The sequence below is a fragment of the Kitasatospora sp. NPDC004289 genome (assembly GCF_053602875.1).
In genome coordinates this window covers 52,812-74,805 of the sequence record NZ_JBSGEL010000009.1, presented here as the reverse complement: position 1 = coordinate 74,805, position 21,994 = coordinate 52,812, and the positions used below count along the sequence as shown (strand labels likewise).

Annotated in this window: 21 protein-coding genes and 1 riboswitch; of the genes, 9 read left to right on the top strand and 12 right to left on the bottom strand. The window is 74.1% G+C overall.

Annotated features, from left to right (window positions below):
- Nucleotides 1–147: 147 nt before the first annotated feature.
- From ACWEPF_RS08540 to ACWEPF_RS08530, 3 genes are all read right to left on the bottom strand, one after another.
- Complete coding sequence (locus ACWEPF_RS08540; RefSeq protein WP_380150155.1) at nt 148–1,206, bottom strand: prenyltransferase/squalene oxidase repeat-containing protein; 1,059 nt, start codon at nt 1,204–1,206, stop codon at nt 148–150.
- Nucleotides 1,203–1,937, bottom strand: a complete 735-nt coding sequence (locus ACWEPF_RS08535; RefSeq protein WP_345285022.1) for a class I SAM-dependent methyltransferase — start codon at nt 1,935–1,937, stop codon at nt 1,203–1,205. The genes ACWEPF_RS08540 and ACWEPF_RS08535 overlap by 4 nt, the downstream gene beginning before the upstream one ends.
- Nucleotides 1,938–2,015: 78 nt before the next feature.
- Nucleotides 2,016–3,335, bottom strand: coding sequence for a glycosyltransferase family 4 protein (locus ACWEPF_RS08530; RefSeq protein WP_380150154.1), 1,320 nt, complete (start codon nt 3,333–3,335; stop codon nt 2,016–2,018).
- 318 nt (nt 3,336–3,653) lie between these two features.
- Between ACWEPF_RS08530 and ACWEPF_RS08525 the strand changes: the two genes are divergently transcribed.
- Nucleotides 3,654–4,244 (top strand): TetR family transcriptional regulator, encoded by a 591-nt coding sequence (locus ACWEPF_RS08525; protein WP_345285020.1) that lies wholly within the window; start codon nt 3,654–3,656, stop codon nt 4,242–4,244.
- Nucleotides 4,245–4,259: 15 nt separating this feature from the next.
- Here the strand turns inward: ACWEPF_RS08525 and ACWEPF_RS08520 are convergent, their stop codons facing one another.
- On the bottom strand, nt 4,260–5,720 hold the full coding sequence (locus ACWEPF_RS08520; RefSeq protein WP_452171954.1) for an aldehyde dehydrogenase: 1,461 nt from the start codon (nt 5,718–5,720) through the stop codon (nt 4,260–4,262).
- A 104-nt stretch (nt 5,721–5,824) separates the two neighbouring features.
- Nucleotides 5,825–5,943, top strand: a riboswitch (cobalamin riboswitch).
- Between the two features lie 65 nt (nt 5,944–6,008).
- On the opposite strand from ACWEPF_RS08520, the gene ACWEPF_RS08515 reads away from it, so the two are divergent.
- The 5 genes from ACWEPF_RS08515 to ACWEPF_RS08495 are packed head-to-tail and all read left to right on the top strand — an operon-like array spanning nt 6,009 to nt 11,839.
- Nucleotides 6,009–7,499 carry a prenyltransferase/squalene oxidase repeat-containing protein gene (locus tag ACWEPF_RS08515; RefSeq protein WP_452171953.1) on the top strand — a complete coding sequence of 497 codons (1,491 nt, stop codon included), beginning with the start codon at nt 6,009–6,011 and terminating at the stop codon, nt 7,497–7,499.
- The gene (locus tag ACWEPF_RS08510; protein WP_452171952.1) at nt 7,496–8,191 is read left to right on the top strand and encodes an SCO2322 family protein; all 696 of its coding nucleotides are present in this window, start codon (nt 7,496–7,498) and stop codon (nt 8,189–8,191) included. Before ACWEPF_RS08515 ends, ACWEPF_RS08510 begins: the two co-directional genes overlap by 4 nt.
- A 50-nt stretch (nt 8,192–8,241) precedes the next feature.
- On the top strand, nt 8,242–9,342 hold the full coding sequence (locus ACWEPF_RS08505; RefSeq protein WP_345285012.1) for an energy-coupling factor transporter transmembrane component T: 1,101 nt from the start codon (nt 8,242–8,244) through the stop codon (nt 9,340–9,342).
- On the top strand, nt 9,339–10,955 hold the full coding sequence (locus ACWEPF_RS08500) for an ABC transporter ATP-binding protein (protein ID WP_452171951.1): 1,617 nt from the start codon (nt 9,339–9,341) through the stop codon (nt 10,953–10,955). Before ACWEPF_RS08505 ends, ACWEPF_RS08500 begins: the two co-directional genes overlap by 4 nt.
- On the top strand, nt 10,952–11,839 hold the full coding sequence (locus ACWEPF_RS08495; protein WP_452171950.1) for an ECF transporter S component: 888 nt from the start codon (nt 10,952–10,954) through the stop codon (nt 11,837–11,839). Before ACWEPF_RS08500 ends, ACWEPF_RS08495 begins: the two co-directional genes overlap by 4 nt.
- Before the next feature lie 37 nt (nt 11,840–11,876).
- Here the strand turns inward: ACWEPF_RS08495 and ACWEPF_RS08490 are convergent, their stop codons facing one another.
- From ACWEPF_RS08490 to ACWEPF_RS08480, 3 genes are all read right to left on the bottom strand, one after another.
- On the bottom strand, nt 11,877–12,206 hold the full coding sequence (locus tag ACWEPF_RS08490) for an antibiotic biosynthesis monooxygenase family protein (RefSeq protein ID WP_345285002.1): 330 nt from the start codon (nt 12,204–12,206) through the stop codon (nt 11,877–11,879).
- Nucleotides 12,207–12,237: 31 nt separating this feature from the next.
- Nucleotides 12,238–12,489: a hypothetical protein gene (locus tag ACWEPF_RS08485; RefSeq protein ID WP_452171949.1), complete on the bottom strand. Its 252-nt coding sequence runs from the start codon at nt 12,487–12,489 to the stop codon at nt 12,238–12,240.
- A 98-nt stretch (nt 12,490–12,587) separates the two neighbouring features.
- Nucleotides 12,588–12,935 (bottom strand): DoxX family protein, encoded by a 348-nt coding sequence (locus tag ACWEPF_RS08480; RefSeq protein ID WP_452171948.1) that lies wholly within the window; start codon nt 12,933–12,935, stop codon nt 12,588–12,590.
- A 98-nt stretch (nt 12,936–13,033) separates the two neighbouring features.
- On the opposite strand from ACWEPF_RS08480, the gene ACWEPF_RS08475 reads away from it, so the two are divergent.
- Complete coding sequence (locus ACWEPF_RS08475; RefSeq protein WP_452171947.1) at nt 13,034–13,492, top strand: MarR family winged helix-turn-helix transcriptional regulator; 459 nt, start codon at nt 13,034–13,036, stop codon at nt 13,490–13,492.
- A gap of 54 nt (nt 13,493–13,546) precedes the next feature.
- Nucleotides 13,547–14,395, top strand: a complete 849-nt coding sequence (locus tag ACWEPF_RS08470; protein ID WP_452171946.1) for an N-acetyltransferase family protein — start codon at nt 13,547–13,549, stop codon at nt 14,393–14,395.
- Between the two features lie 18 nt (nt 14,396–14,413).
- Here ACWEPF_RS08470 and ACWEPF_RS08465 read toward each other — a convergent pair whose 3' ends face one another.
- Both ACWEPF_RS08465 and ACWEPF_RS08460 read right to left on the bottom strand, forming a co-directional pair.
- Entirely contained in the window at nt 14,414–15,334 is a 921-nt protein-coding gene (locus tag ACWEPF_RS08465; protein WP_452171945.1) for an LLM class flavin-dependent oxidoreductase, read from the bottom strand.
- A 152-nt stretch (nt 15,335–15,486) separates the two neighbouring features.
- A complete protein-coding gene (locus ACWEPF_RS08460) occupies nt 15,487–17,535 on the bottom strand; it encodes an MFS transporter (RefSeq protein ID WP_345284984.1) in 2,049 nt (682 codons plus the stop codon).
- A gap of 261 nt (nt 17,536–17,796) precedes the next feature.
- Between ACWEPF_RS08460 and ACWEPF_RS08455 the strand changes: the two genes are divergently transcribed.
- Complete coding sequence (locus tag ACWEPF_RS08455; RefSeq protein WP_452171944.1) at nt 17,797–18,831, top strand: peptidoglycan-binding domain-containing protein; 1,035 nt, start codon at nt 17,797–17,799, stop codon at nt 18,829–18,831.
- Nucleotides 18,832–18,834: 3 nt separating this feature from the next.
- On the opposite strand, the gene ACWEPF_RS08450 is transcribed toward ACWEPF_RS08455, so the two are convergent.
- The 3 genes from ACWEPF_RS08450 to ACWEPF_RS08440 form a co-directional block, all read right to left on the bottom strand.
- Nucleotides 18,835–19,422 carry a TMEM165/GDT1 family protein gene (locus ACWEPF_RS08450; RefSeq protein ID WP_345284980.1) on the bottom strand — a complete coding sequence of 196 codons (588 nt, stop codon included), beginning with the start codon at nt 19,420–19,422 and terminating at the stop codon, nt 18,835–18,837.
- 219 nt (nt 19,423–19,641) lie between these two features.
- Nucleotides 19,642–20,385: an ABC transporter permease gene (locus ACWEPF_RS08445; protein WP_345284978.1), complete on the bottom strand. Its 744-nt coding sequence runs from the start codon at nt 20,383–20,385 to the stop codon at nt 19,642–19,644.
- Nucleotides 20,385–21,899 carry a dolichyl-phosphate-mannose--protein mannosyltransferase gene (locus tag ACWEPF_RS08440; protein ID WP_452171943.1) on the bottom strand — a complete coding sequence of 505 codons (1,515 nt, stop codon included), beginning with the start codon at nt 21,897–21,899 and terminating at the stop codon, nt 20,385–20,387. Before ACWEPF_RS08440 ends, ACWEPF_RS08445 begins: the two co-directional genes overlap by 1 nt.
- Between the last annotated feature and the right edge of the window lie 95 nt (nt 21,900–21,994).

Sequence of the window (21,994 nt, the reverse complement as noted above, 5' to 3'; positions counted from 1 at the left end):
GAACGGCAGCACCGGCAACTGACTGATGGTGGCTCAGTTGCACGTGCTGCCGTTCCCCTTCGCGCCCCGCGGCGGAGCCGCAGATCAGCAGAGCCTCGCGCCCCTGCGGGGCGCAACCGTCCTCGCCCCCGGGTGATCAGCCCCGCTTCAGCAGCAGTCCTCGACGACCAGCCCCGCGGGCAGCTGGTCCCCGCCGAAGACGGCGACCGTCGCGTGGTCCCCGCCCAGCGCCGCCACCGCGAGCAGCAGCGCGCCCGCCGTCCAGGTGGTCCGCTCCTCCGGCCAGATCGCGTCGTCCTCGAAGACGTACCCGGTCCAGTAGGACCCGTCCTCGTGCCGCAGGTGCTGGATCCACCGCAGGATCTCCACCGCGCGGTCGGACTCGCCCACCGCCCAGAGCGCGAGCGCCAGTTCGGCGCTCTCGCCGCCCGTCACCCAGGGCCGGTCGCTGACGCACCGCACCCCCAGCCCGGGCACCACGAACTTCTCCCAGTCCTTCTCGATCCTGGCCACCGCCTCCGCACCGCGCAGCGCGGTCCCGAGCACCGGGTAGTACCAGTCCATCGAGTAGCGGTCCTTGTCGAGGAACCGCTCCGGGTGGTGGGCGACGGCGTGCCGCAGCCGCCCCGCCGCCAACTCCCAGTCCGGCTGCGGCTCCTCGAGGTAGTCCGCGATGGCGAGCCCGCACCGCAGCGCGTGCAGGATGCTGGAGGACCCGGTCAGCAGCGCCTCCTCCGGCGCGGTGCCGTCCTCGTCCTGCCGCCAGGCGATCGGCCCGCCGGGGAGCCGCAGCCCGACCGTGAAGTCCAGCGCCCGCCGGACGACCGGCCAGATCCACTCCAGGAAACCGTCGTCACCCGTCGAGAGGTGGTGGTGCCAGACCCCGACCGCCACGTAGGCGCAGAAGTTGGTCTCCTTCGCCCGGCTGGTGACCTCGCCGTCCACGTACGCGGCGTACCAGGAGCCGTCCGGGTTCTGACGCCCCGCCAGCCAGCGGTACGCGGCCTCGGCGGCGGCGTGCTCGCCGGCCGTGTCGAGGGCCATCGCGGCCTCGGTGTGGTCCCAGGGGTCCAGGTGCCCGCCGCCGAACCACGGGATGGCGCCGTCGGGCAGCTGGTCGGCCAGGATGGAGCGGACGGTGTCGGCGGCCTGCCGGGCGTCCAGCACCCCGTCGAGCAGCAGCGCCTCGGGGATCGCGGCCGTCATGCGCCGGCCTTCCGCGGCTTGCTCGCGTACACCACGAAGCTCTTGCCGATCACCGGGTTGAGCGCCTTCTCGGCGGCCTTGGTGATCTTCGAGATCACCGGCGTCCCGACGATGTCCCAGACCAGCAGCTGGTGGTAGGCCTTGACCGGCAGGGCCTTGTCGTTGTTGACGCCGACGGCGCACTTGATCCACCAGTACGGCGAGTGCAGCGCGTGCGCGTGGTGCTGGCCGTACGGCTCCAGGCCGGCCTCCCGCACCCGCTCCACCAGCTCGTCGCCCTTGTAGATCCGGATGTGCCCGCCCTCGACCTCGTGGTACTCGTCGGAGAGCGCCCAGCAGATCTTCTCGGGCAGGTAGCGCGGCACGGTGACGGCCAGCAGACCACCGGGCTTGAGCACCCGGACCATCTCGGCGAGCACGCCCTTGTCGTCCGGGATGTGCTCCATCACCTCGGAGATGATGATCTTGTCGAAGGTGTCGTCGTCGAACGGCAGGTTGAGCGCGTCGCCCTCCATGGCCACCGCCGAGGCGCCGGCCGGCGCCTCGCCGGCCTGCTCCATGGCGGCGAACCACTTGCGCACCTCGGCGATCTCCTCGGCGTTCTGGTCCAGGGCGACCACGTTCGCGCCGCGCCGGTAACACTCGAAGGCGTGCCGGCCCCCACCACAGCCCAGGTCGAGCACCCGGTCGCCGGGGGCGAGCGGGAAGCGGGAGAAATCGACGGTCAGCACTGCGGGGCTCCCATTCGTTGGTGCGGTGGTACGACGAGAAAGTGATCGGCCGTCAGCTCACGGCCGCGCCGGGGCTGCTCAGGCGACGTAGCGCCACCCGGCGCCGGCCCGGGCCCGCTGCCCGACTCCGGTGGCGATCGCCGCGCGGTACTGCTCGGCGGTGAGCTCGGCGGCCCGCTGCCAGGTGAACCGGGCCAGCACCCGCTCCCGCCCGGCCGCGCCGAGGCGGGCCCGCAGCGCGGGGTCGTCCAGCAGGCGCCCCAGCGCGGCGGCCAGCGCCCCCGCGTCGCCGGGCGGCACCGCGAGGCAGGTCTCGCCGTCCGGCCCGGCCACCTCGGGGATGGCACCGCCGGTGGTGGCGACCAGCGGGGTGCCGGTGGCCATCGCCTCGGCGGCGGGCAGCGAGAAGCCCTCGTACAGGGACGGGACGCAGGCCACCTCGGCCGAGCGGTAGAGGTCGACCAGCTCACGGTCCGTCAGCCCGGTGCGGAACTCGACGTGCGCCTCCAGGCCGAAGCGGCGGACGGCCTCGGTGACCGGCCCCTCGCCCTTCTGCGGCTTGCCGACCACCACCAGGTGCGCCGGGCGCTCGGTCCGCACCTTGGCCAGGGCCTCCACCAGGTGGACCAGGCCCTTCAACGGGACGTCCGCACTGGAGGTGGTGACGATCCGTCCGGGCACCACGGCGACCTCCTCGGAGGGCGACCAGAGCCGGGTGTCGGCGCCGATCGGCACCACCGCGATCCGGCCGGGCGGGGTGCCCAGGTGCTCGGCGATCTCGGTCTTGGAGCTGCCGGAGACGGTGATCACGTGGTCCAGCCGGGCGGCCACCCGGCGCTGCATCCGGACGAAGCCGTACCAGCGGCGCTTGCCGAGCCGCTCCAGCCGGGTGGCGGCCGCGTCGATCTCCAGCTGCCGGTCCACGGTGATCGGGTGGTGCACGGTGGTGACCAGCGGGAAGCCGTGCCGGGCCAGGCCGAGCAGGCCGTAGCCGAGGGTCTGGTTGTCGTGCACCACGTCGTAGCGGCCCTTGTGGGCGGCCAGGTACTGCCGGGCCCGGAGCGAGAAGGTGAGCGGCTCGGGGAAGCCGCCGGTGCGCATCCCGGCCACCTCCAGCACGTCCACCAGGCTCCGGTACTCGCGCAGCGCGGGGGTGCGGAAGGGGTCGTCCGCCCGGTACAGGTCCAGGCTGGGCAGCTCCACCAGCCGCACGCTGCCGGGGCCCTCGACCTCGTCCAGCACGGGGTAGGGCTGGGCGCCGATCACGTCCACGTGGTGGCCGAGGCGGGCCAGCTCGCGGGAGAGGTGGCGCACGTACACGCCCTGGCCGCCGCAGTACGGGTCGCCCCGGTAGGAGAGCAGGGCGATGCGCAGCGGTCGCGGCGGCAGCGCGGTCATCCGGGGCTCCTGTCCCCTACTCTCCGTCCGCGCGGGCGGCGGGAAGTAGATCACGTTTCATGCTTGTTCGGGCCTCGAAGATACCCGGCCCCGGACCCGGGAGCGGCCGGGCGGCCCCCGCCCGGGGAGACGCCGGCTACTGACGGGTACGTCAGCACCGGAGAGCTCCATTCTGACTGCTCCACGGGGCGCGCCGACCCGGCGTTCACTGTGACATAGCTCTCCCGACGCCTCCCCGCCGACGTGTCCTCACCTGCCGCCCCATGGTTCAATCACCCCCGTCCGGAACTACCGCGCACCCGTCCGGGGAGGCCCGCCTTGACCACCACCGCCGCCCCCGGCGCCGGGCTCACGCCCCGTCAGGCCGAGCGCCGCCGCCGCATCCTGCGGGCCTCCACCGCGCTGGCCGCCCGGGGCGGGTACGAGGCGGTGCAGATGCGCGAGGTGGCGGAGACGGCGGAGGTCGCGCTCGGCACCCTCTACCGCTACTTCCCCTCCAAGGTGCACCTGTTGGTCGCGGTGATGCAGGAGCAGCTCCAGCACCTCCACGAACAGGTCCGCCGTCACCCGCCGACCGGGGACGACCCGGCGGCCAGGGTCGCCGAGACCCTGACCCAGGCCTTCCACGCGCTCCAGCGCGAGCCCCGGCTCGCGGAGGCCATGGTGCGCGCCCTCTCCTTCGCCGACCGCTCGGTGAGCGCCGAGGTCGACGCCGTCTCCGCCGTCACCTCCGCCATCGTGCTGGACGCCGCCCAGCTCGGCCCCACCCCCACCCCCGCCCAGCAGGCCGCCCTCCGCGTGGTCGCCCACACCTGGCACGCCACCCTGCTCGCCTGGCTCTCCGGCCGCACCTCGCTGGCGGAGGTCCGCGCCGACCTCCACACCGCGGCCCGCCTGCTGACCCTCTGAGACCCTGACCGCCCGTCAGGGCGCGGTGTACCCCTTGGGCAGGACGATGCTCTTGGTCTCCAGGTACTCGGCGAAGCCCTCGGGGCCGAACTCGCGGCCGACGCCGGACTGCTTGTAGCCGCCGAAGGGGACGCCGCAGTCGAGGTTGAAGGTGTTGACCGCGTAGGTGCCGGTGCGGATCCGGCGGGCCACGTCCAGGCCGCGTTCGACGTCGGCGGTCCAGACGCTGCCGGAGAGGCCGAACTCGGAGTCGTTCGCCAGCCGGACGGCCTGCTCCTCGTCCTGGTAGGGCGTCAGGCAGACCACCGGGCCGAAGACCTCCTCCTGGGCGATCCGGCTGGAGTTGTCGACGTCGCCGAAGAGCGTCGGCTCGACGTACCAGCCGCGCTCCAGGCCGGCCGGCACCCCGCCACCGGTGAGCAGCTTGGCGCCCTCCGCCTGGGCCAGCGCGATGTAGTCCAGGCTGCGCTGCCGCTGACGCGCCGTCACCAGCGGGCCGACGGCCGTGCCCGGGTCGAGCGGGTCCCCGACCGGGAGGGCGGCGACGGCGGCCGTGAGGCGCTCGGCCAGCTCCTCGTAGTGGGAGGCGGGGGCGAGGATCCGGGTCTGGGCGATGCAGGCCTGGCCGTTGTTGAGGTAGGCGGCGGTGGTCAGGGAGCGGACGGTGCGGTCCAGGTCGGCGTCGGGGAGCACGATCGCGGCGGACTTGCCGCCGAGCTCCAGGGTGACCTTCTTGAGGGTGCGGGCGGCACCGGCCATCACCAGCCGCCCGGCGGCGACCGAGCCGGTGAAGGAGACCTTGTCCACGCCGGGGTGGCCGACCAGGTACGCCCCGGTCCCCCGGTCGGCGGGCAGGATGCTCAGCACGCCCTCGGGCAGCCCGGCCTCGCGGACCACCTCGGCCAGCACGTAGGCGTCCAGCGGGGTCTCCGGGGAGGGCTTGAGCACCACGGTGCAGCCCGCCAGCAGGGCGGGCGCCAGCTTGGAGGCGGCGGCGAACTGCGGGACGTTCCACGGCACCACCGCCGCCACCACCCCGGCCGGCTCGCTGCGCACCAGGGCCCGGCCGAAGGCCCCGTCCCGCAGCTCCTCGAAGGGGTGCGCCTCGGCCACCCGGATGTACGCGTCCCAGATCGCCACCGGCCCGTACGCCTGGGCGGGCACGCTCCAGGAGATCGGCGAGCCGTTCTGAGAGGTGATCAGCTCGGCCAGCTCCCGCGCCCGGGCGGCCAGGCCGTCCTTGATCCGGCGCACCACCGCGATCCGCTCGGCCGGAGAGGTCCGGGGCCAGGGGCCCTCGTCGAAGGCCCGGCGGGCGGCGGCCACCGCGCGGTCCACGTCCGCCTCGGCGGCGTGCGGCACCCGGCCGATCACCTGCTCGGTGTGCGGGGAGACCACCTCGATCACCGCGTCCCCGGCCGGGGCGCTCCACGCGCCTCCGATGAACAGCTCGCCGTGCTCCACTACCCCGGTCATCCCCGACTCCTCCGCCCGACGGACCGAAAAACTGGTACCAGTTCTAGTCCGTGGGGAGGGGTGGCGTCCAGACCGTGTCGGTACGGAGCGCGACGGCCGGAAGGTTAGAGTCTTGAACCGCTGGTACAACTTCATCCGCTCCTCGTCGGGGGAAGCCGGTGGTACTCCGGCACTGACCCGCAGCCGTGAAAGTCGGAATGCCCGTCCGGGAGCGAGCGGCCACGTCGAGGTCTACGGGCGGTTCCCCCACCGCCGCACAACCGCTCAGCGAAAGGTCCACCCACCGCCATGCTCACCACTGCCCGCGCGGGCGCCGCCGCCCTGGCCACCACCGCCTTGGCCACCGCCGCCCTGCTGGCCGGCACCGCCGCCCCCGCCCTCGCGGACACCCCGTCGGCCTCCCCCTCCCCGGTCGCCGCCCCCGCCGAGGTCTACGGCAAGGGCGACCCGACGTACGACGGCGTGTGGCGCCAGTCGCTGGCCCTCACCGCGCTCGCCGCCACCGGCGTGGTGCCCGCCGACGCCGCGGTGAACTGGCTGACCGGCCAGCAGTGCGCGGACGGCGGCTGGCCCTCGTTCCGCGCCGACACCTCCTCCGCCGCCGCGACCACCGGCGCCTGCGACCCCAAGGCCGAGGACACCAACGCCACCGCCATGGCCGTCCAGGCGCTGAGCAAGCTGGACGGACACCAGAACTCCGTCAGCCGGGGCGTCGAGTGGCTGAAGAAGGTCCAGAACGCGGACGGCAGTTGGGCCTACAACCCCGGCAACCCCGGCGACGCCAACTCCACCGGACTGGCCGTCAGCGCCCTGCTCACCGTCGGCACCGACCCGGCCGCCGTGGCCAAGGACGGCAAGACCGCCTACGACGGCCTGGCCCTCTTCCAGCTCGGCTGCGCCGCCCCGGTCGGCGAGCGCGGCGCCTTCGGCTACCAGCCCCTCCCGGACGGCTCGCTCGCCCCGAACGGGCTGGCCAGCGCCCAGGCCGCGCTCGCCGCGGCCGGCGGCAAGCTGCCGGTCACCAACACCAACCGGGCGGACGCCGCGCCCAAGCCGCTCGACTGCTCCGCCACCACCTCAGGACCGGTACCGCGGGCGGCCTCCGCCGAGGCCGTCTCCGCCCACCTGGTCGCGCAGCTGGCGGCCAACGGCCAGCACCTGATGCTCAACACCCCCGGCGCAGCGCCCACCCCCGACTACAACGCCACCGCCTGGGCCGCGCTCAGCCTGATCCAGGCCGGCCACCCCACCGAGGCCGCCGGTGCCGCCGACTGGCTGGCCGGCAACGGCTACGCCTGGGCCGCCAAGGGCGCCTCCGGCACCGACGCCTCGGCCGCCGCCATCCTGGTGCTGACCGCCCAGGCGTCCGGGCGCGACCCGCTCAACTACGGCGGCAGCAACATCCTCCAGCTGCTCATCGACGCCGGCCCGGCGCCCAAGTCCGTCCCGCCCGCCGCGAGCGCCGCCGCCTCGGAGTACCCCAAGGGCACCAAGGCCCCCGGCTCCTCCATCACCGAGGCCGACGACAACGGCGGCTTCTCCCCGTTCTGGCTGATCGGCGTCGGCCTGCTGATCGGCATCGGCGGCGGCCTGCTGCTCAGCCTCCAGCGCAAGCGCGGCGCCCACGCCCCGGGCGGTGGCGAGCCGGCCGCCGAGCCCGCTGCCGGCTCCGCCGCCGAGCCCTCCGCCGAGCCCGCAGAGAAGGCCACGGAGAAGCCCGCCTCCGAACCCACCGCGAAGGACCGGCCGGACACCGACGAGGGCGACGGGCAGAAGTGACGCCCCGTCGACCCGGCGCGGCGGTGACGGCCCCGGCCCTCACCGCCGCGCTCGCCCTCCTGCTGGCCGGCCTGCTCACCGTCCTGCTCCCCTCCCCCGCGCACGCCACCGGCTACCGCTACTGGTCGTTCTGGAAGGCGACCGGCTCCGGCTGGACCTACCAGCAGCAGGGCCCCGCCGTGTACGTGCCGCCGGACGGTGCCGTGGACGGCTGGCGCTTCGCGGTCAGCCCCGACGGCGGCCAGGACGCCGCGCGGCCCACCGGCTCCGGCGACTTCGCCGCGCTCTGCGCCGCCACCCCCGCCCAGCCCGGCAAGAAGCGGGTCGCCGTGGTGCTCGACTTCGGCACCCCCGCCGACGCCCCGTCCGGCGAGACCCCGCCCACCCCCTCGCCGCGCACCGGCTGCGCCGCCGTACCGGCCGCCGCCACCTCGGCCGAGGTGCTGGCCACCGTGGCCCCACCGCTGCGGTACGACTCGGCCGGCATCCTGTGCGCCATCTCCGGCTACCCGAAGGCCGGTTGCGGCGACGCGGTGAACGCCGCCGGGTCCGCCACCGCCTCCGGCGACCAGGGATCCGGCGACAGGGGATCCGACGGCTCCGGCCCGGCGCTGGGCGTGGTCGCGGGCGCCGCACTGGTGGCGGCACTGGCCGGGGCGGCCGTCTGGCAGGCCCGCCGCCGCCGTTCCTGACCCACCGTCACTCCCTCCCCTCCCCTCCTCGCGTCCCGAAGGTCCTCCCCGTGTCCCGAGCCACCACCCGCTCCGCGATCGGCCCGCGCCGTCTGCACCCCGGCGCGTGGTGGCTCTGGGCGCTCGGCCTCGGGGCGGCCGCCTCCCGGACCACGAACCCGCTGCTGCTCCTGCTGATCGTCGCCGTCGCCGGGTACGTGGTCGCCGCCCGCCGCTCCACCGAGCCGTGGGCCCGCTCCTACGGAACCTTCCTGCGGCTCGCCCTGGTGGTGCTGGGGATCCGGCTGGTCTTCACCGTGCTGCTCGGCTCGGCCGTCGGCGGCACCCACGTCGTCCTCACCCTGCCCCAACTCCCGCTCCCCGACTGGGCGCAGGGGGTGCGCATCGGCGGCCGGGTGACGCTGGAGGCACTGCTCTTCTCGCTCTACCAGAGCCTGCGGCTGGCCACCCTGCTGATCTGCGTCGGCGCGGCCAACTCCCTCGCCAGCCCCTCCCGCCTGCTGCGCACCCTGCCCGGCGCGCTCTACGAGGCGGGGGTGGCCGCCGTGGTGGCGATGACCTTCGCGCCGAACCTGGTCGCCGACGTCCAACGGGTGCGCACCGCACGGCGGTTGCGCGGCCGCTCGGACAAGGGGGTGAAGGCGCTGCTCAGCGTCGGGCTGCCGGTGCTGGAGAGTGCGCTCGAACGGTCCGTCGCCCTGGCCGCCGCGATGGACAGCCGGGGCTTCGGCCGGACCGCCGACGTACCGCCGAGGATCGCCCGGACCACCGCGGCGCTGACCCTGCTCGGCCTGATCGGCGTCTGCGCCGCCTGCTACGGGCTGCTCAGCGCGGACGGCGGCGGCTGGGCGCTCCCGGTCCTGGTGCTCGGCCTGCTGGCCGCCGGGGCCGGGCTGGCGCTCGGCGGCCGCCGTTCGGTGCGCACCCGCTACCGGCCGGACCCGTGGGCCTGGCGGGAGTGGGCGGTGGCCGGCTCGGGCGCCGCCGTGGCCGGGCTACTGGTGCTGCTCTCGCTCCACGATCCCACCGGCTTCAACCCGACCGTGGTGCCGCCGAGTTGGCCCACCCTGCCGCTGCTCCCCGCACTGGCCGTCCTGCTCGGCCTGCTCCCCGCCTTCGTCGCCCCCACTCCCACCCCGAGGCAGCCGTGATCACCTTCGACCAGGTCTCCGTCCGGTACCAGGACGCCGCCGCCCCGGTGCTGCGCGAGGTGAGCCTGAGCGTCCCGGAGGGCGAACTCTGCCTGGTGGTCGGCCCGTCCGGGGTCGGCAAGTCCACCCTGCTGGGCACCGTGAGCGGCCTGGTCCCGCACTTCACCGGCGGCGTGCTGACCGGCCGGGTCACCGTGGCCGGCCGGGACACCCGGGAGCACCGCCCGCGCGAACTCGCCGACGTTGTCGGCACCGTGGGCCAGGACCCGCTGGCGCACTTCGTCACCGACACCGTCGAGGACGAACTCGCCTACGGCATGGAGTCCCTGGGCCTGGCCCCCGAGGTGATGCGCCGCCGGGTGGAGGAGACCCTCGACCTGCTGGGCCTCGCCGAGCTGCGCGACCGCCCGCTCTCCGCCCTCTCCGGCGGCCAGCAGCAGCGCGTCGCCATCGGCTCCGTGCTCACGGCCCACCCCCGGGTCCTGGTGCTGGACGAGCCGACCTCCGCCCTCGACCCCGGCGCGGCCGAGGAGGTGCTCGCCGTGCTGCAGCGCCTGGTGCACGACCTCGGCACCACCGTGCTGCTCACCGAACACCGCCTGGAGCGGGTGGTCCAGTACGCCGACCAGGTGCTGCTGCTCTCCCCCGACTCCCCTCCCCTGCTGGACGATCCGGCCGCCGTGATGGCCGTCTCGCCGGTCCACCCGCCGGTGGTCGGCCTCGGCCGGGCGGCCGGCTGGAGCCCGCTGCCGCTGACCGTCCGGGACGCCCGCCGCAAGGCCGCCCCGCTGCGCGCCGCCCTCGACGGCCGCACCCCGCCCGCCGCCTCCGCCACCTCCGGCCCCACCCTGGCCGAGGTCGGCCGCCTGGTGGTCCGGCGCGGTCCGAACCCGGTCCTGCGGGGCGTCCAACTCGCCCTCTCCGCCGGGGAGATCACCGCCCTGATGGGCCGCAACGGCGCGGGCAAGTCCACCCTGCTCGCCACCCTCACCGGCCTGCACCGCCCCGACTCCGGCACCGTCCGGCTCGGCGAGCTGGCCACCGCCCCGCACAGGGCCAAGCCCCGCGAGCTGATCCGCCACGTCGGCCTCGTCCCGCAGGACCCGCGCGACCTCCTCTACGCCGAGACGGTGGCCGCCGAGTGCGCCGGGGCCGACGCCGACTCCGGCGCGGAGCCCGGCAGTTGCCGCGCCCTGGTGGCCCGGCTGCTCCCCGGCATCGACGACGCCCTGCACCCCCGCGACCTCTCCGAGGGCCAACGGCTCACCCTCGCCCTGGCCGTCGTCCTCACCGCCCGCCCCCCACTGCTCCTGCTGGACGAGCCCACCCGCGGCCTGGACTACGCCGCCAAGGCCCGCCTGGTCACCGTCCTGCGCGAACTCGCCGCCGACGGCCACGCCGTCCTGCTCGCCACCCACGACGTGGAGCTGGCCGCCGAACTCGCCCACCGCACCGTCATCCTGGCCGACGGCGAGATCGTCGCGGACGGCCCGAGCGCCGAGATCGTGGTCTCCTCCCCGGCCTTCGCCCCCCAGGTCGCCAAGGTCCTCGCCCCGCTCCCCTGGCTGACGGTCCCCCAGGTCACCGCCGCCCTCGCGGAGTCCGCCTCGTGACCGCCCCCGCGACCTCCCTCGACCGCCCCGTCCCTCTCGGCCGCCGCTCCATCGCCCTGCTCCTGCTCATCACCGTCATCGGCGTGATCGCCTTCGGCTGGCCGCTGCTCGCCGACCCCTCCTCCACCCTGGCCTACCACTCCGCGGACGCCCCGTGGCTGTTCGCGCTGCTGATGCCCCTGCTCATCGGCGTCGTCATCGCCCAGATCTCCGAAGGCGGCGACGGGCAGGCCGGGTTGGACGCCAAGTCGGTCGCCCTGCTCGGCGTGCTGGCCGCGGTCGGCGCGGCGCTGCGCCCGCTCGGCGCGGGCACCGCCGGGCTGGAGCCGATGTTCTTCCTGATCGTGCTCTCCGGCCGGGTGCTCGGCCCGGGCTTCGGCTTCGTCCTCGGCGCGCTCACCATGTTCGCCTCCGCCCTGCTCACCGCCGGCGTCGGCCCCTGGCTCCCGTTCCAGATGCTCAGCATGGGCTGGGTCTGCCTCGGCGCCGGCCTCCTCCCCGGCCCCGCCACCCTCCGCGGCCGCCGCGAACTCGCCCTGCTCGCCACCTACGGCGCCCTCTCCGCCCTCGCCTACGGCACCGTCATGAACCTCCAGGGCTGGCCCTACCTCGGCGCCGGCCTCCCCCCGGCCCTCTCCTACTCCCCCGACGCCCCCCTCACCACCAACCTCGCCCACTTCCTCGCCTACTGCCTCACCACCTCCCTCGGCTGGGACCTCCCCCGCGCCGCCCTCACCGCCACCCTCTGCCTCACCATCGGCGCCCCCGTCCTCCGCACCCTCCGCCGAGCCACCCGCCGCGCCGCCTTCACCACCCCGGCCACCTTCGAGCCCACCGACGGCAGGGCCGTTGTCCCGACACGCGAAGGCCCCGGCGCGCCCTAGGGGCGGGCCGGGGCCGGTGGGGGCAACTCGCCTGGCGTCAGGCCTGCTTCGGGCCCGCCGACTGGACGACCTCGAAGGACCAGAGCTCGGCGCCGGTGGCGGCCGGGCGGGGCTGCTCGCCGTCCTTCGGGGCACCGCCGCCGTGGGCGGCGCGGGCCGGGCCGTCGGCCCAGGCCTGGTAGTGCTCCTCGCTGGCCCAGCGGGTGTAGACGAGGTAGCGGTCGCTGCCCTCGACCGGGCGGAGCAGCTCGAACCACTCGAAGCCGTCCGAGCCCTCGACCGAGCCGGCCCGGGAGGCGAACCGCTGCTCCAGCGTCTCCCGCATCTCGGCGGGCACCGTCAACACGTTGATCTTCACGACAGACATGCCACCCACCTTACGGGGCAGTGCGCCACCCTCAGTGCGGGAGCACCGGGGGAAGGTTCCCGAGGACGTTCCCGGGCACCGCCATCGCTCCTTCCGCTCCGCTCGCGCCGAGGACGCCGTCGGCGAAGGCGATCGCCCCCGCGTCGAGGTCCATGATGTCCGCGAAGCTCCTGGCGGCGCGGTGGTCCTGGCCGGACCGCTGCGCGGCCTGGACGGGGGCGGACAGGAACAGGGGAAGGGTGGCCGCGAGGGCGAGGGCCCCGAGCACGGTGCGCGTTCTCATGCCGCGATCGTCGTACCCGGGGCGGGCCACCCGCCAGCCCGCTACTCCGGATGCCAACGAGGCTCCCCCGAACGGTGGTTCGCCCCTCCCGCAGGACGTCAGGAGGCGACCGCGAGCGCCAGGGCCGCCGCCGAGAGCAGGGTGAAGAGCACCGAGCCGGGTGCGCCCTTGGTGTCGCCGACCCGCAGGTGGGCGACCACCGCGCCGAGGAAGTAGAGCACCAGGCCGACGGCGGCGGCGATGCCGAGCGGACGGAAGGCGATGCCCGCGAGCAGACCGAGCGCGCCCGCCGCCTTGGCGGCGGCCAGCAGCGGGAGACGACTCTCGGGGACGCCGAGGGCGGGGAGGCCGCCGACGATCTTGGGGTCCTTCGCCAGGAAGGCGCGGGCCGAGAAGCTCAGGCCGACCGCGAGCAGGACGGCCAGCACGACGTACGCGATGAACACGGGGACTCCAGGGGGATCATTCATGGATGGACGGCAATCATTGAACACCATCAACGATATAAGTCAACCAATGATTCTCCCCCAGCTACGATGGGCCCATGGAGAACGCCGAGGGACCGGCCGACGGTCCGATGGACCGACTCGGGTTCGTGCTGGCCTGGCACGGCGCGGCCACCGACACCCGCATCCGCCGCGCCCTCAGCACCAGCGGCCTCGGCCCGCGGCACACCATGACCCTGATGCACCTCGGTTCCGCCCCGGTCGGCCAACGGCAGCTCGCCGAGCGGCTCGGCGTCGACCCGAGCGTGCTGGTCGCCCTGCTCAACGACCTGGAGGGCGCCGGTCTGGTCGAGCGCCGCCGCGACCCGGCCGACCGCCGCCGCCACATCGTCGAGATCACCCCGGCCGGGACCACCACCCTCGACCACCTCGACCGCACCCTCACCGAGGTCGAGTCCACCCTCTTCGGCGACCTCTCCGAACGCGAACGCACCACCCTGCGGAAGCTGCTGGGCCGGATCAACACCTCCCCCGGCGACCACGCCTGCGAGGCCTGACACCCGCCCGGTAATTCACTGCCCATCGGCGGGCCCCGCTCCTAGGGTGGCCCGATGACCGACTATCAGGTAGCGAGCGACCGAACCGTCTGGCAGGCCGACTTCGCGCGGCGGACGCTGGCCGCCTACCAGGAGGCCGGATGCTCACCCGCCCTCGCCCAGGCCCTCCTCGACCGCAGGACCAAGCGCCTCCCCGACTGGACCGTCCTCACCGACGGCACCCACTGGCTCGCCCTCTCCGTCGTCGACGGCTTCGGCGGCGTCCACGACCTCACCGACCCGGCCGCGCTCCCCTTCGCCGAACGCTGGTGCGCCGAACGGGGCGCCACCCGGATCGAGACCCGCCGCACCGGCGGCCCCGGCCCGTTCGCCGACTACCCCGTCATCGGCCAGAACCGGATGCGCACCTTCTCCATCACCGAACCCCCGCAGCCGCCACCCGGCCTGACGGTCCGTCCGCTCACCGAGGCCGAGTTCCCCGCCTGGCGCGCCTCGGAAGAGGCCGCGTACATCTTCGACATCCTCCGGGCCGGCGCCCTCACCCCCGAGGAGGCCAAGGCCAAGTCCGACCGCGACTTCGCCGAGGAGCTCCCCCAGGGCCAGCACACCCCCGGCCACGGCTTCTACGCCTTCGAAGCCGCCGGCGAGGTGGTCGGCACCGGCTGGGTCCAGCACTCCTTCCTCCCCGGCACCACCTTCGGCTTCTCCCTGGAGATCCACGAGCAGCACCGCGGCAAGGGCCACGGCCGCGCCGCCATGGCCGCCGGCGAGTGGATCACCCGCCAGGGCGGCGACGACTCCCTGATGTTCAACGTCTTCGGCGGCAACGAGGTCGCCATGAACCTCTACGACGCCACCGGCTTCACCGTCATCGACGAGTCCCGCTCCCGCCCGGTCAACTGACTCAGGGATTCCGGGAGTTCATACTGCCGCGTCCCGCAGCAGGTCGTGCAGGGTCTGGGCGTGGGCCAGGTACTCGTCCCCGTCCCGGGCCGCGAAGTGCAGGTCGATCAGCGGCTCGGCGCCCAACTGCCGTACGGCGGAGGCGAGGTAGGCCGCGAGCTGGTGCGGGGTGCCGCGGCCGGGGGTGCGGTCGTCCTCGGTCGGGGTGAGGACGGGGTTGACACGCAGGACGAGGCGGAGGGCGTCGGGGTCGCGGCCGGCCGCCTCGGCGTGGCCGCGGACGGTGGTCCAGAGGGAGGTGAGGGCGGGGAGGGGGAGGCCGACGCCGAGCCAGCCGTCGGCGCGGCGGCCGGCCCGCTCCAGGGCGCCGGGGCTGGTGCCGCCCAACAGCAGGGGCGGGCGCGGGCGTTGGACGGGCTTGGCCTGGATGGCGGAGGGCGGGACGGTCCACAGGTTGCCGGTGTGGGAGACCTCCTCGCCGTCGGCCCAGATCCGTTCCAGGACGTCCAGCGTCTCCTCCAGCCGCGCCGCCTGGCCCCGCCAGGGGACGCCCACCGCCTGGTACTCGTCCTTGGACCAGCCCAACCCGAGCCCCACCTCCAACCGCCCGTCGCTGACCACGTCGAGGGTGGTGAGGGTACGGGCCAGCAGGACCGGCGGGTACCAGAGGGCGTTCAAGGTGCTGGTGCCCAGGCGGGCCCGCCGGGTCGCCCCGGCCGCGACGGTGAGCAGGGTCAGCGGGTCCAGGAAAGTCCGGTGCTCGTCGGGTGCCACACCCGTCCCGCCGGGGTAGCGGTTCTGCGGCTCGCGCGGGACCAGGATGCGGTCGCCGACCCAGAGGCTGTCGTAGCCGATCTGCTCCGCGTCGGCCGCGAGCCGGGCCGACAGCCCGGGGCCGGCGAACCGGCCGTACTGGGGAATGGACAGTCCGATGCGCATGACGGGTGAGGCCCTCCGGATCAGTGGCGGCGGGAACAGACCCTATCGACGGAGTGCGTACCCACCTCCGCCAGTTGACGTACTCCCGGGCAGTGTCCGTCGGTCACCGGGGCAGTCCGGCCGTCCCTCACGGGCACCTGCGGCGGGCCGCCTCAGTACGTCCGGCCCTCGCCGCGCTGCGGCGGCTGCGGGGCCCGGTCGGGCCGGTCGCCGCCGAGCTGGGAGCTGAGCTTGGTGAGCAGGTCGGCGAGTTCGGTGAACTGCTGCTCGTCGTAGTCGCCGAGGAGCTTGGCGAGTTGGGAGCGGCGGGCGGCGACCAGCCGGTCCGCGACCTCGGCCCCGGCCTCGGTGAGGCGCAGCGGCAGCCCGTTGCGGACCGCCAGGCCGCGGCCCTCCACCTCGCGGGCGGCCTCCTCGATGACGGCCACCGGCACGGTCTTGTGCTCGGCGAGTTCGGCCGGTTCGGCGTAGCCGTGGCGGTGCATCTGGAGGATGAGCCAGCTGGAGGCGGGTTTGAGGTCGAGCCCGGCCTCGGCGGTGATCCGGCGGAACAGGTCGCGGCGGGCGTCCCGGGTGCCGAGCACCGACAGGGCCCGGGCGATCTCGTCCAGCGAGGAGCGCTCCACCGGGTTGACCCCGATCGACTCGCTGAGGTCAGGGGCGGTGACGGTGGTGCGCAGCGGCTGCTCCCGCAGGAAGAGCGCGAGCACGAAGGCGAGCACCGCGACCGGCACCGCGTAGAGGAAGACCTGGGTGATCGACTCGGCGTAGGCGTGGTAGATCCCGGCCTGGGCGGGCGCGGGCAGGGTGGCGATCGAGCGCGGGTCGGAGGAGATCGCCTCCGGGCTGAAGCCGGGCGGCAGCTGAACGCCGGTCAGGTCCTCGACCAGGCGCCGGTTGAGCCCGCTGGCGAAGATCGTGCCGAAGATCGAGACGCCGAAGGAGGCACCGATCGAGCGGAAGAAGGTGGCGCCGGCGGTGGCCACGCCGAGGTCCTCGTAGCCGACCGAGTTCTGCACGATCAGCACCAGCACCTGCATCACCAGGCCGAGCCCGAGGCCGAAGACCAGGAAGTAGAGGCTCATCTCGGTGGTGGAGCTGTGCTCGGTGAGCCGGGAGAGCAGCCAGAGGCCGACCGCCGTCACGGCGGTGCCGGCGATCGGGAAGACCCGGTAGCGGCCGGTGCGGGAGACGATCTGGCCGGAGCCGATCGAGGTGAGCAGCATGCCCAGCACCATCGGCAGCATGTGGATGCCGGACATGGTCGGCGAGACCTGCATGACCACCTGGAGGAAGGTCGGCAGGTAGGTCAGCGCCCCGAACATCGCGAAGCCGACCACGAAGGAGATCACCGCGACCAGGCTGAAGGTCGACGAGCGGAACAGCCGCAGCGGCAGCACCGGCTCCACCGCCCGGCGCTCCACCTGGACGAAGACCGCGAGCAGCAACAGTCCGAGCACCCCGAGGCCGATGATCTGCCAGGAGCCCCACTCCCAGGTGGTGCCGCCGAGCGAGGTCATCAGCACCAGGCAGGTGGCGACCGCGGCGATCAGGACGGTGCCGAGGTAGTCGATGGTGTGCTGCCGCTTCACCTCGCTGCCGTGCAGCACGGCGGCGATCACCAGCAGCGCCACGATGCCGATCGGCAGGTTGACGTAGAACACCCAGCGCCAGCTGAGGTTGTCGACGAAGACGCCGCCGAGCAGCGGCCCGAGCACGCTGGTGACGCCGAAGACCGCCCCGAACAGGCCCTGGTACTTGCCGCGGTCGCGCGGCGGGACCAGGTCGCCGACGATCGCCTGCGAGAGCACCATCAGACCGCCGCCGCCCAGGCCCTGGAGCGCGCGGAAGGCGATCAGCTCGCCCATGTTCTGGGCCAGTCCGCAGAGGCCGGAGCCGATCAGGAAGAGCACGATCGAGGCCTGGAAGAAGCGCTTGCGGCCGTACATGTCGCCGAGCTTGCCCCAGAGCGGGGTGGCCGCCGTGGAGGCCAGCATGTACGCGGTGACCACCCAGGAGAGGTGCTCCAGGCCGCCCAGGTCGCTGACGATGGTGGGCAGCGCGGTGGAGACGATGGTCTGGTCGAGCGCCGCCAGCAGCATCGCCAGCAGCAGGGCGCCGATCGGCACCCACAGCTTGTGGACCGTCTCCCCCGGGGGCTCCGGCTCCCCGGACCGCACCGGCGTGGCCGCCTCCGCCATGCCCGCTCCTCGCTGCTGGGGGCCCGCACGGTACCCGCACCGCACCCGGAATGATGATCAGACAGATTCCCCCATGATGTCAGAAATGTCTGATTCGGCATCAGTTCGCTGCGCCATCCGTACCGCTGACGGCCACCGATCCTTCACCTGTCCGGATTCGGCACCAACCCGGACAAGCTCCCCTGCGTCCCTGTCCACCCACCGGAACCTCCTGCATAATCAGCCCCGTTCGAGCGCCACCACCACCGAGGAGGCCGGCCCATGCCGGGAGAGCACCACGAGGGGCCGCTGGTCCGGCCGTACGTGCCCGCCCCGGCCGCCCCGGCGGACGACCCATTCGCCACCCAGGTCATGCCGCCCGTCCCGCCGGACGGCTTCGCCACCCAGCTGATGCCGCCCGCGCCGCCGACGGTCGCGCCGCCGACGGCCGCCCCGCCGATGGCCGCGCCGCCGCAGGACGCCGCCGCCACCCAGCTGCTCCCCCCGGTTCCGCCCGCACCGCCCGCGCCGCCCGGGTACCCGGTGCCGCCCGCGCCCACCCAGCAACCGATCCCGGTCCAACAGATCGCGGACCTCCAGCTGGTGCCCGGCCCGCCCCCGCCGCCGCCCACCGCCGAGGCCGACCTCGGCGTCTTCGGCTTCCGCAACGTGCCCCAGGGCGCTCCCGGCGGCCGGGCCGAGCGGCGTCAGCAGGAGCAGGAGTCGGCCGGGCGCAGACGCACCGTCATCATCGGCGCGGGCGTGGGCATCGCGGCGGTCGGCGCCGGCCTGGCCTTCCTGCTCGCCCCCACCGAGGCGAAGGACTCGAACGACAACGCCCTGCCCGTCCCGGTCGGCTCCTACCAGCCCAGCCCCACCCCCACCCCCGAGTCGGCCGCCGAGACCCCCTCGGCCACCGGCTCCCCGAGCGCCACCCGCACCACCGCCAAGCCCAAGCCCACCCAGACCCGCACCACGACCGCCGCCCCCACCACCACGGCCCCGGTCGCCCCGGCCCCCGTCACCTCGGCGGCGCCGACCAGCGCGGCGCCGAGCACCACCACTCCCGCACCGCCGCCGACCCCCCGGGTGCTGGAGCTCCACATGGAGGGCCCCGACGTGGCCGAGCTCCAGCAGCGCCTGCTCACCGCCCTCCCCTGGATCGCCTGGGACGTCGACTTCACCGAGGGCGTGTACGACGAGGAGACCGTGCGGGCGGTCAAGTACTTCCAGGACAACGTCCCGCGCGAGGTCAAGGGCGACCCCAGGGGTGTCTACGGTCCCAAGACCCGCGCGGCGCTGGAGAAGCGGAGCTGACCGTCAGCCCGTGGCGGCCTTGAAGAGGCTGAAGGCGGACATCGCCAGCATGATGCAGGCCGCCACCCGGATGATCACCTTCATCGGGACGTACTGGAGCAGCTTCTGCCCGCCCAGGATGGCGATGGCGCTGACCGAGCACAGCGCCAGCCAGGCACCGATGCCGACGGAGAGCGGATCCGCGTACTTGGCGGCCAGGTTGGCGGTCATGATCTGGGTGAGGTCGCCGAACTCGGCCACCGCGACCAGCAGGAAGCTCGCGCCGGCCACCTTCCAGAAGGAGCCGGAGGAGGGCTGCTTGGCCTCGTGGCCCTCGTCCTCCTCCTCGCCCTTGGGCCAGAGCAGCATCACCGCGCCGGCCAGGAAGAGCAGACCGGTGACGCCCTCCACCCAGCGCTGCGGCAGCAGCGAGAGCAGGTGGCCGGCCACCAGGGCGATGCCCACCTGGAGGGCGAAGGCGGCGGCGATGCCCGCGAAGACGTAGCTCGCGCGGTACTTGGTGCCGAGCACCAGGGAGGCCAGCGCGGTCTTGTCGGGGAGTTCGGCGAGGAAGACGATGCCGAAGGTGATCGCGGCGACGGTGATACTCATCGGAGCGTGTGGCCCTTCATCGGGTCGGGGCTGCCCGCCGCGATGACCCGTGGAAGGGGACGCCTCGGCACGGCAGCACTGGTCAATGTTCACAGCACTGCGGCCGAAGGTCTCGCCGACACCCGCGAACGGGTGTCCCGGGCACCGGGCTCCCGTAAGGGCGAGCCAGTATGTCGACGCTCCGGTGGAGGGCTACTCCCCTTCAACAACCCGGCAAGCCTACCTGCTGACCGCGCCCCGGCCAACCAGCTCCAGCACCACCACGACCGCCACCGCCTCCACCACCAGCAGCGCGACCAGCACGAAGAGCTGCACCGCCCCGGCCTCCACCGCGCTCGCCCCGCCCAGCAGCATCCCGACGAAGGCCCCGGGCAGCGTGACGAGCCCCACCGTCCTGGTCTGGTCGAGCGCCGGGACCAGCGAGGTGGCCGCGGCCGTGCGGCAGATCTCCAGCCGGGCGTCGCGCTCCTCGAAACCGAGCGCCAGGGCGGCCTCCACCTCTCCCCGACGCTGCGTCAGCTCGTCCAGCGCGCGGCGCCCGGCCAACGAGGTGGCGGTCAGCGCGCCGCCGGTCAGGATGCCCGCGACCGGGATCACCGAGAGGCCCTGGAAGGGCAGCAGCCCGGAGCCGAGCAGGAGCAGCAGCACCGGGAACACCCCCGCCCCGATCGGCACCGCGGCCCACCCCCACCCACGGCCGGCCGGGACCATCCGCCGCCCCGCCGTACGGACCGCCACCGCGAACATCAGCAGCACGAAGGCGGCCGAGGTCCACATCGACCCGGCCACCCAGGTGATCACCAACGCCACCGCGGCCAGCTGGAGCACCGCCCGCAGCCCGGCCCGCAGCACCGCCGCCCCGTGCCCGAGCCGGCCCAGCCCGGCCACCGCGACGCCGGCCGCGAGCAGCAGCGCCGTCGCCACCCCCAGCGCGGGTCCGACGGGCAGCAGTTGAGCGGCCATCAGATCCAGGTGGTGAACCACATCCGGTCCTGCCAGTCCGACATCGGGATCACCTCCGCCGTGTAGAGCGGCAGGAAGAACGCGAAGCATCCCACCACGGCCAGCACGATCGCCCCCGCCCCCGCCGCTCCCCAGCGCCTCCGCTCCGCCGAGCAGCCCTCCGGCCCGAGCAGGGCGCCGAGCATCTGGGCCACGGCCAGGCAGAGGAAGGGCACCAGCACCACCATGTAGAAGGAGAAGGTGGTGCGCCCCTGGTAGCCGAACCAGGGCAGGTAGATCCCGGCCACCGCGCAGAGCACCGCGCCGGAGCGCCAGTCACGCCGGAAGAACCACCGCCACAGCGCGTACAGCAGGGCGAAGCAGCCCGCCCACCAGAGCAGCGGGGTGCCGAGGGCGAGGATCTGCGAGGCGCAGCCGCCGGAGCTGGTGCAGCCCTGCTGGCCGTTGGGCACCTGCTGCCAGTACATGGAGACCGGACGGCCCTGGACCAGCCAGCTCCAGGCGTTGGACTGGTAGGTGTGCGGGGTGGAGAGGCCGGTGTTGAAGTCGTACATCTGCTGCTGGTAGTGCCACCAGCTCCGCAGCGCGGCGGGCACCCAGGACGACCCCTGGGCCCACTGCCGGTCGTAGCCGCCGTCGGTGACGAACCATCCGGTCCAGGAGAGCGGGTAGACCAGGGCCGCGACGCCGACCGTGGAGAGGAAGGCGGGCACCGCGTCGCGGCGCAGCATCGAGGGCCAGGGCCGGCGGGCCCCGGCCCGGCGGCGGGCGGCCTGGTCCCAGAGCACGGTCAGCAGGCCGAGGGCGGCCAGCACGGGGAGGCCGTTCCACTTCACCGAGCAGGCGCAGCCGAGCAGCACCCCGGCGGCCAGCCGCCAGGGCCGCCACCCGAGCCGGGTGCGGTCGCCGTCGACCGCACCCTCGGTGCGGTACGCGGGCAGCCGCTCGCGCGTCCGGTCGCGGTCAACCAGCAGGCAGCCGAAGGCGGCCAGCACGAAGAACATCAGCACGCCGTCCAGCAGGCCGACCCGGCTCATCACGAACTGGAGGCCGTCCACCGCCATCAGCAGCGCCGCGGTGCAGCCCAGCAGGGTGGAGCCGAACAGCCGGCGCCCGATCCGGGCCAGCATCAGCACCGTGACGGCGCCGAGCAGGGCGACCGCGAACCGCCAACCGAGCGGGTGCAGGCCATAGGCCCACTCACCGAGCGAGATGACCCACTTGCCCAGCGGCGGGTGGGCGATGAACTCGGGGGCGCTGGTCAGCGGGATCTGCTGCGGGACGCCGAGGATCAGCGCGTTGGCGTCGTCCGGCCAGACGCCCTCGTAGCCCTGCTGGAGCAGGGACCAGGCGTCCTTGGGGTAGTACGTCTCGTCGAAGACGAAGGCGTTGGGGTACCCGAGGTTCCAGAACCGCAGCAGCCCGGCGAAGAGCGCCACCGCGAGCGGCCCGAGCCAGCCCGAGTGCCGGGCCGGCCAGGACTGCTGCACCCTCTCGACGACGGTCCTGCCCACGTCCGCTTGCGTCGTCGCCGTCATGCCCTCGCCGATTCGTCGCCTGGCCCTGCGCCCTGACCGTCCGACAGTTTTGTCGGCTTTGCCGGGAATCC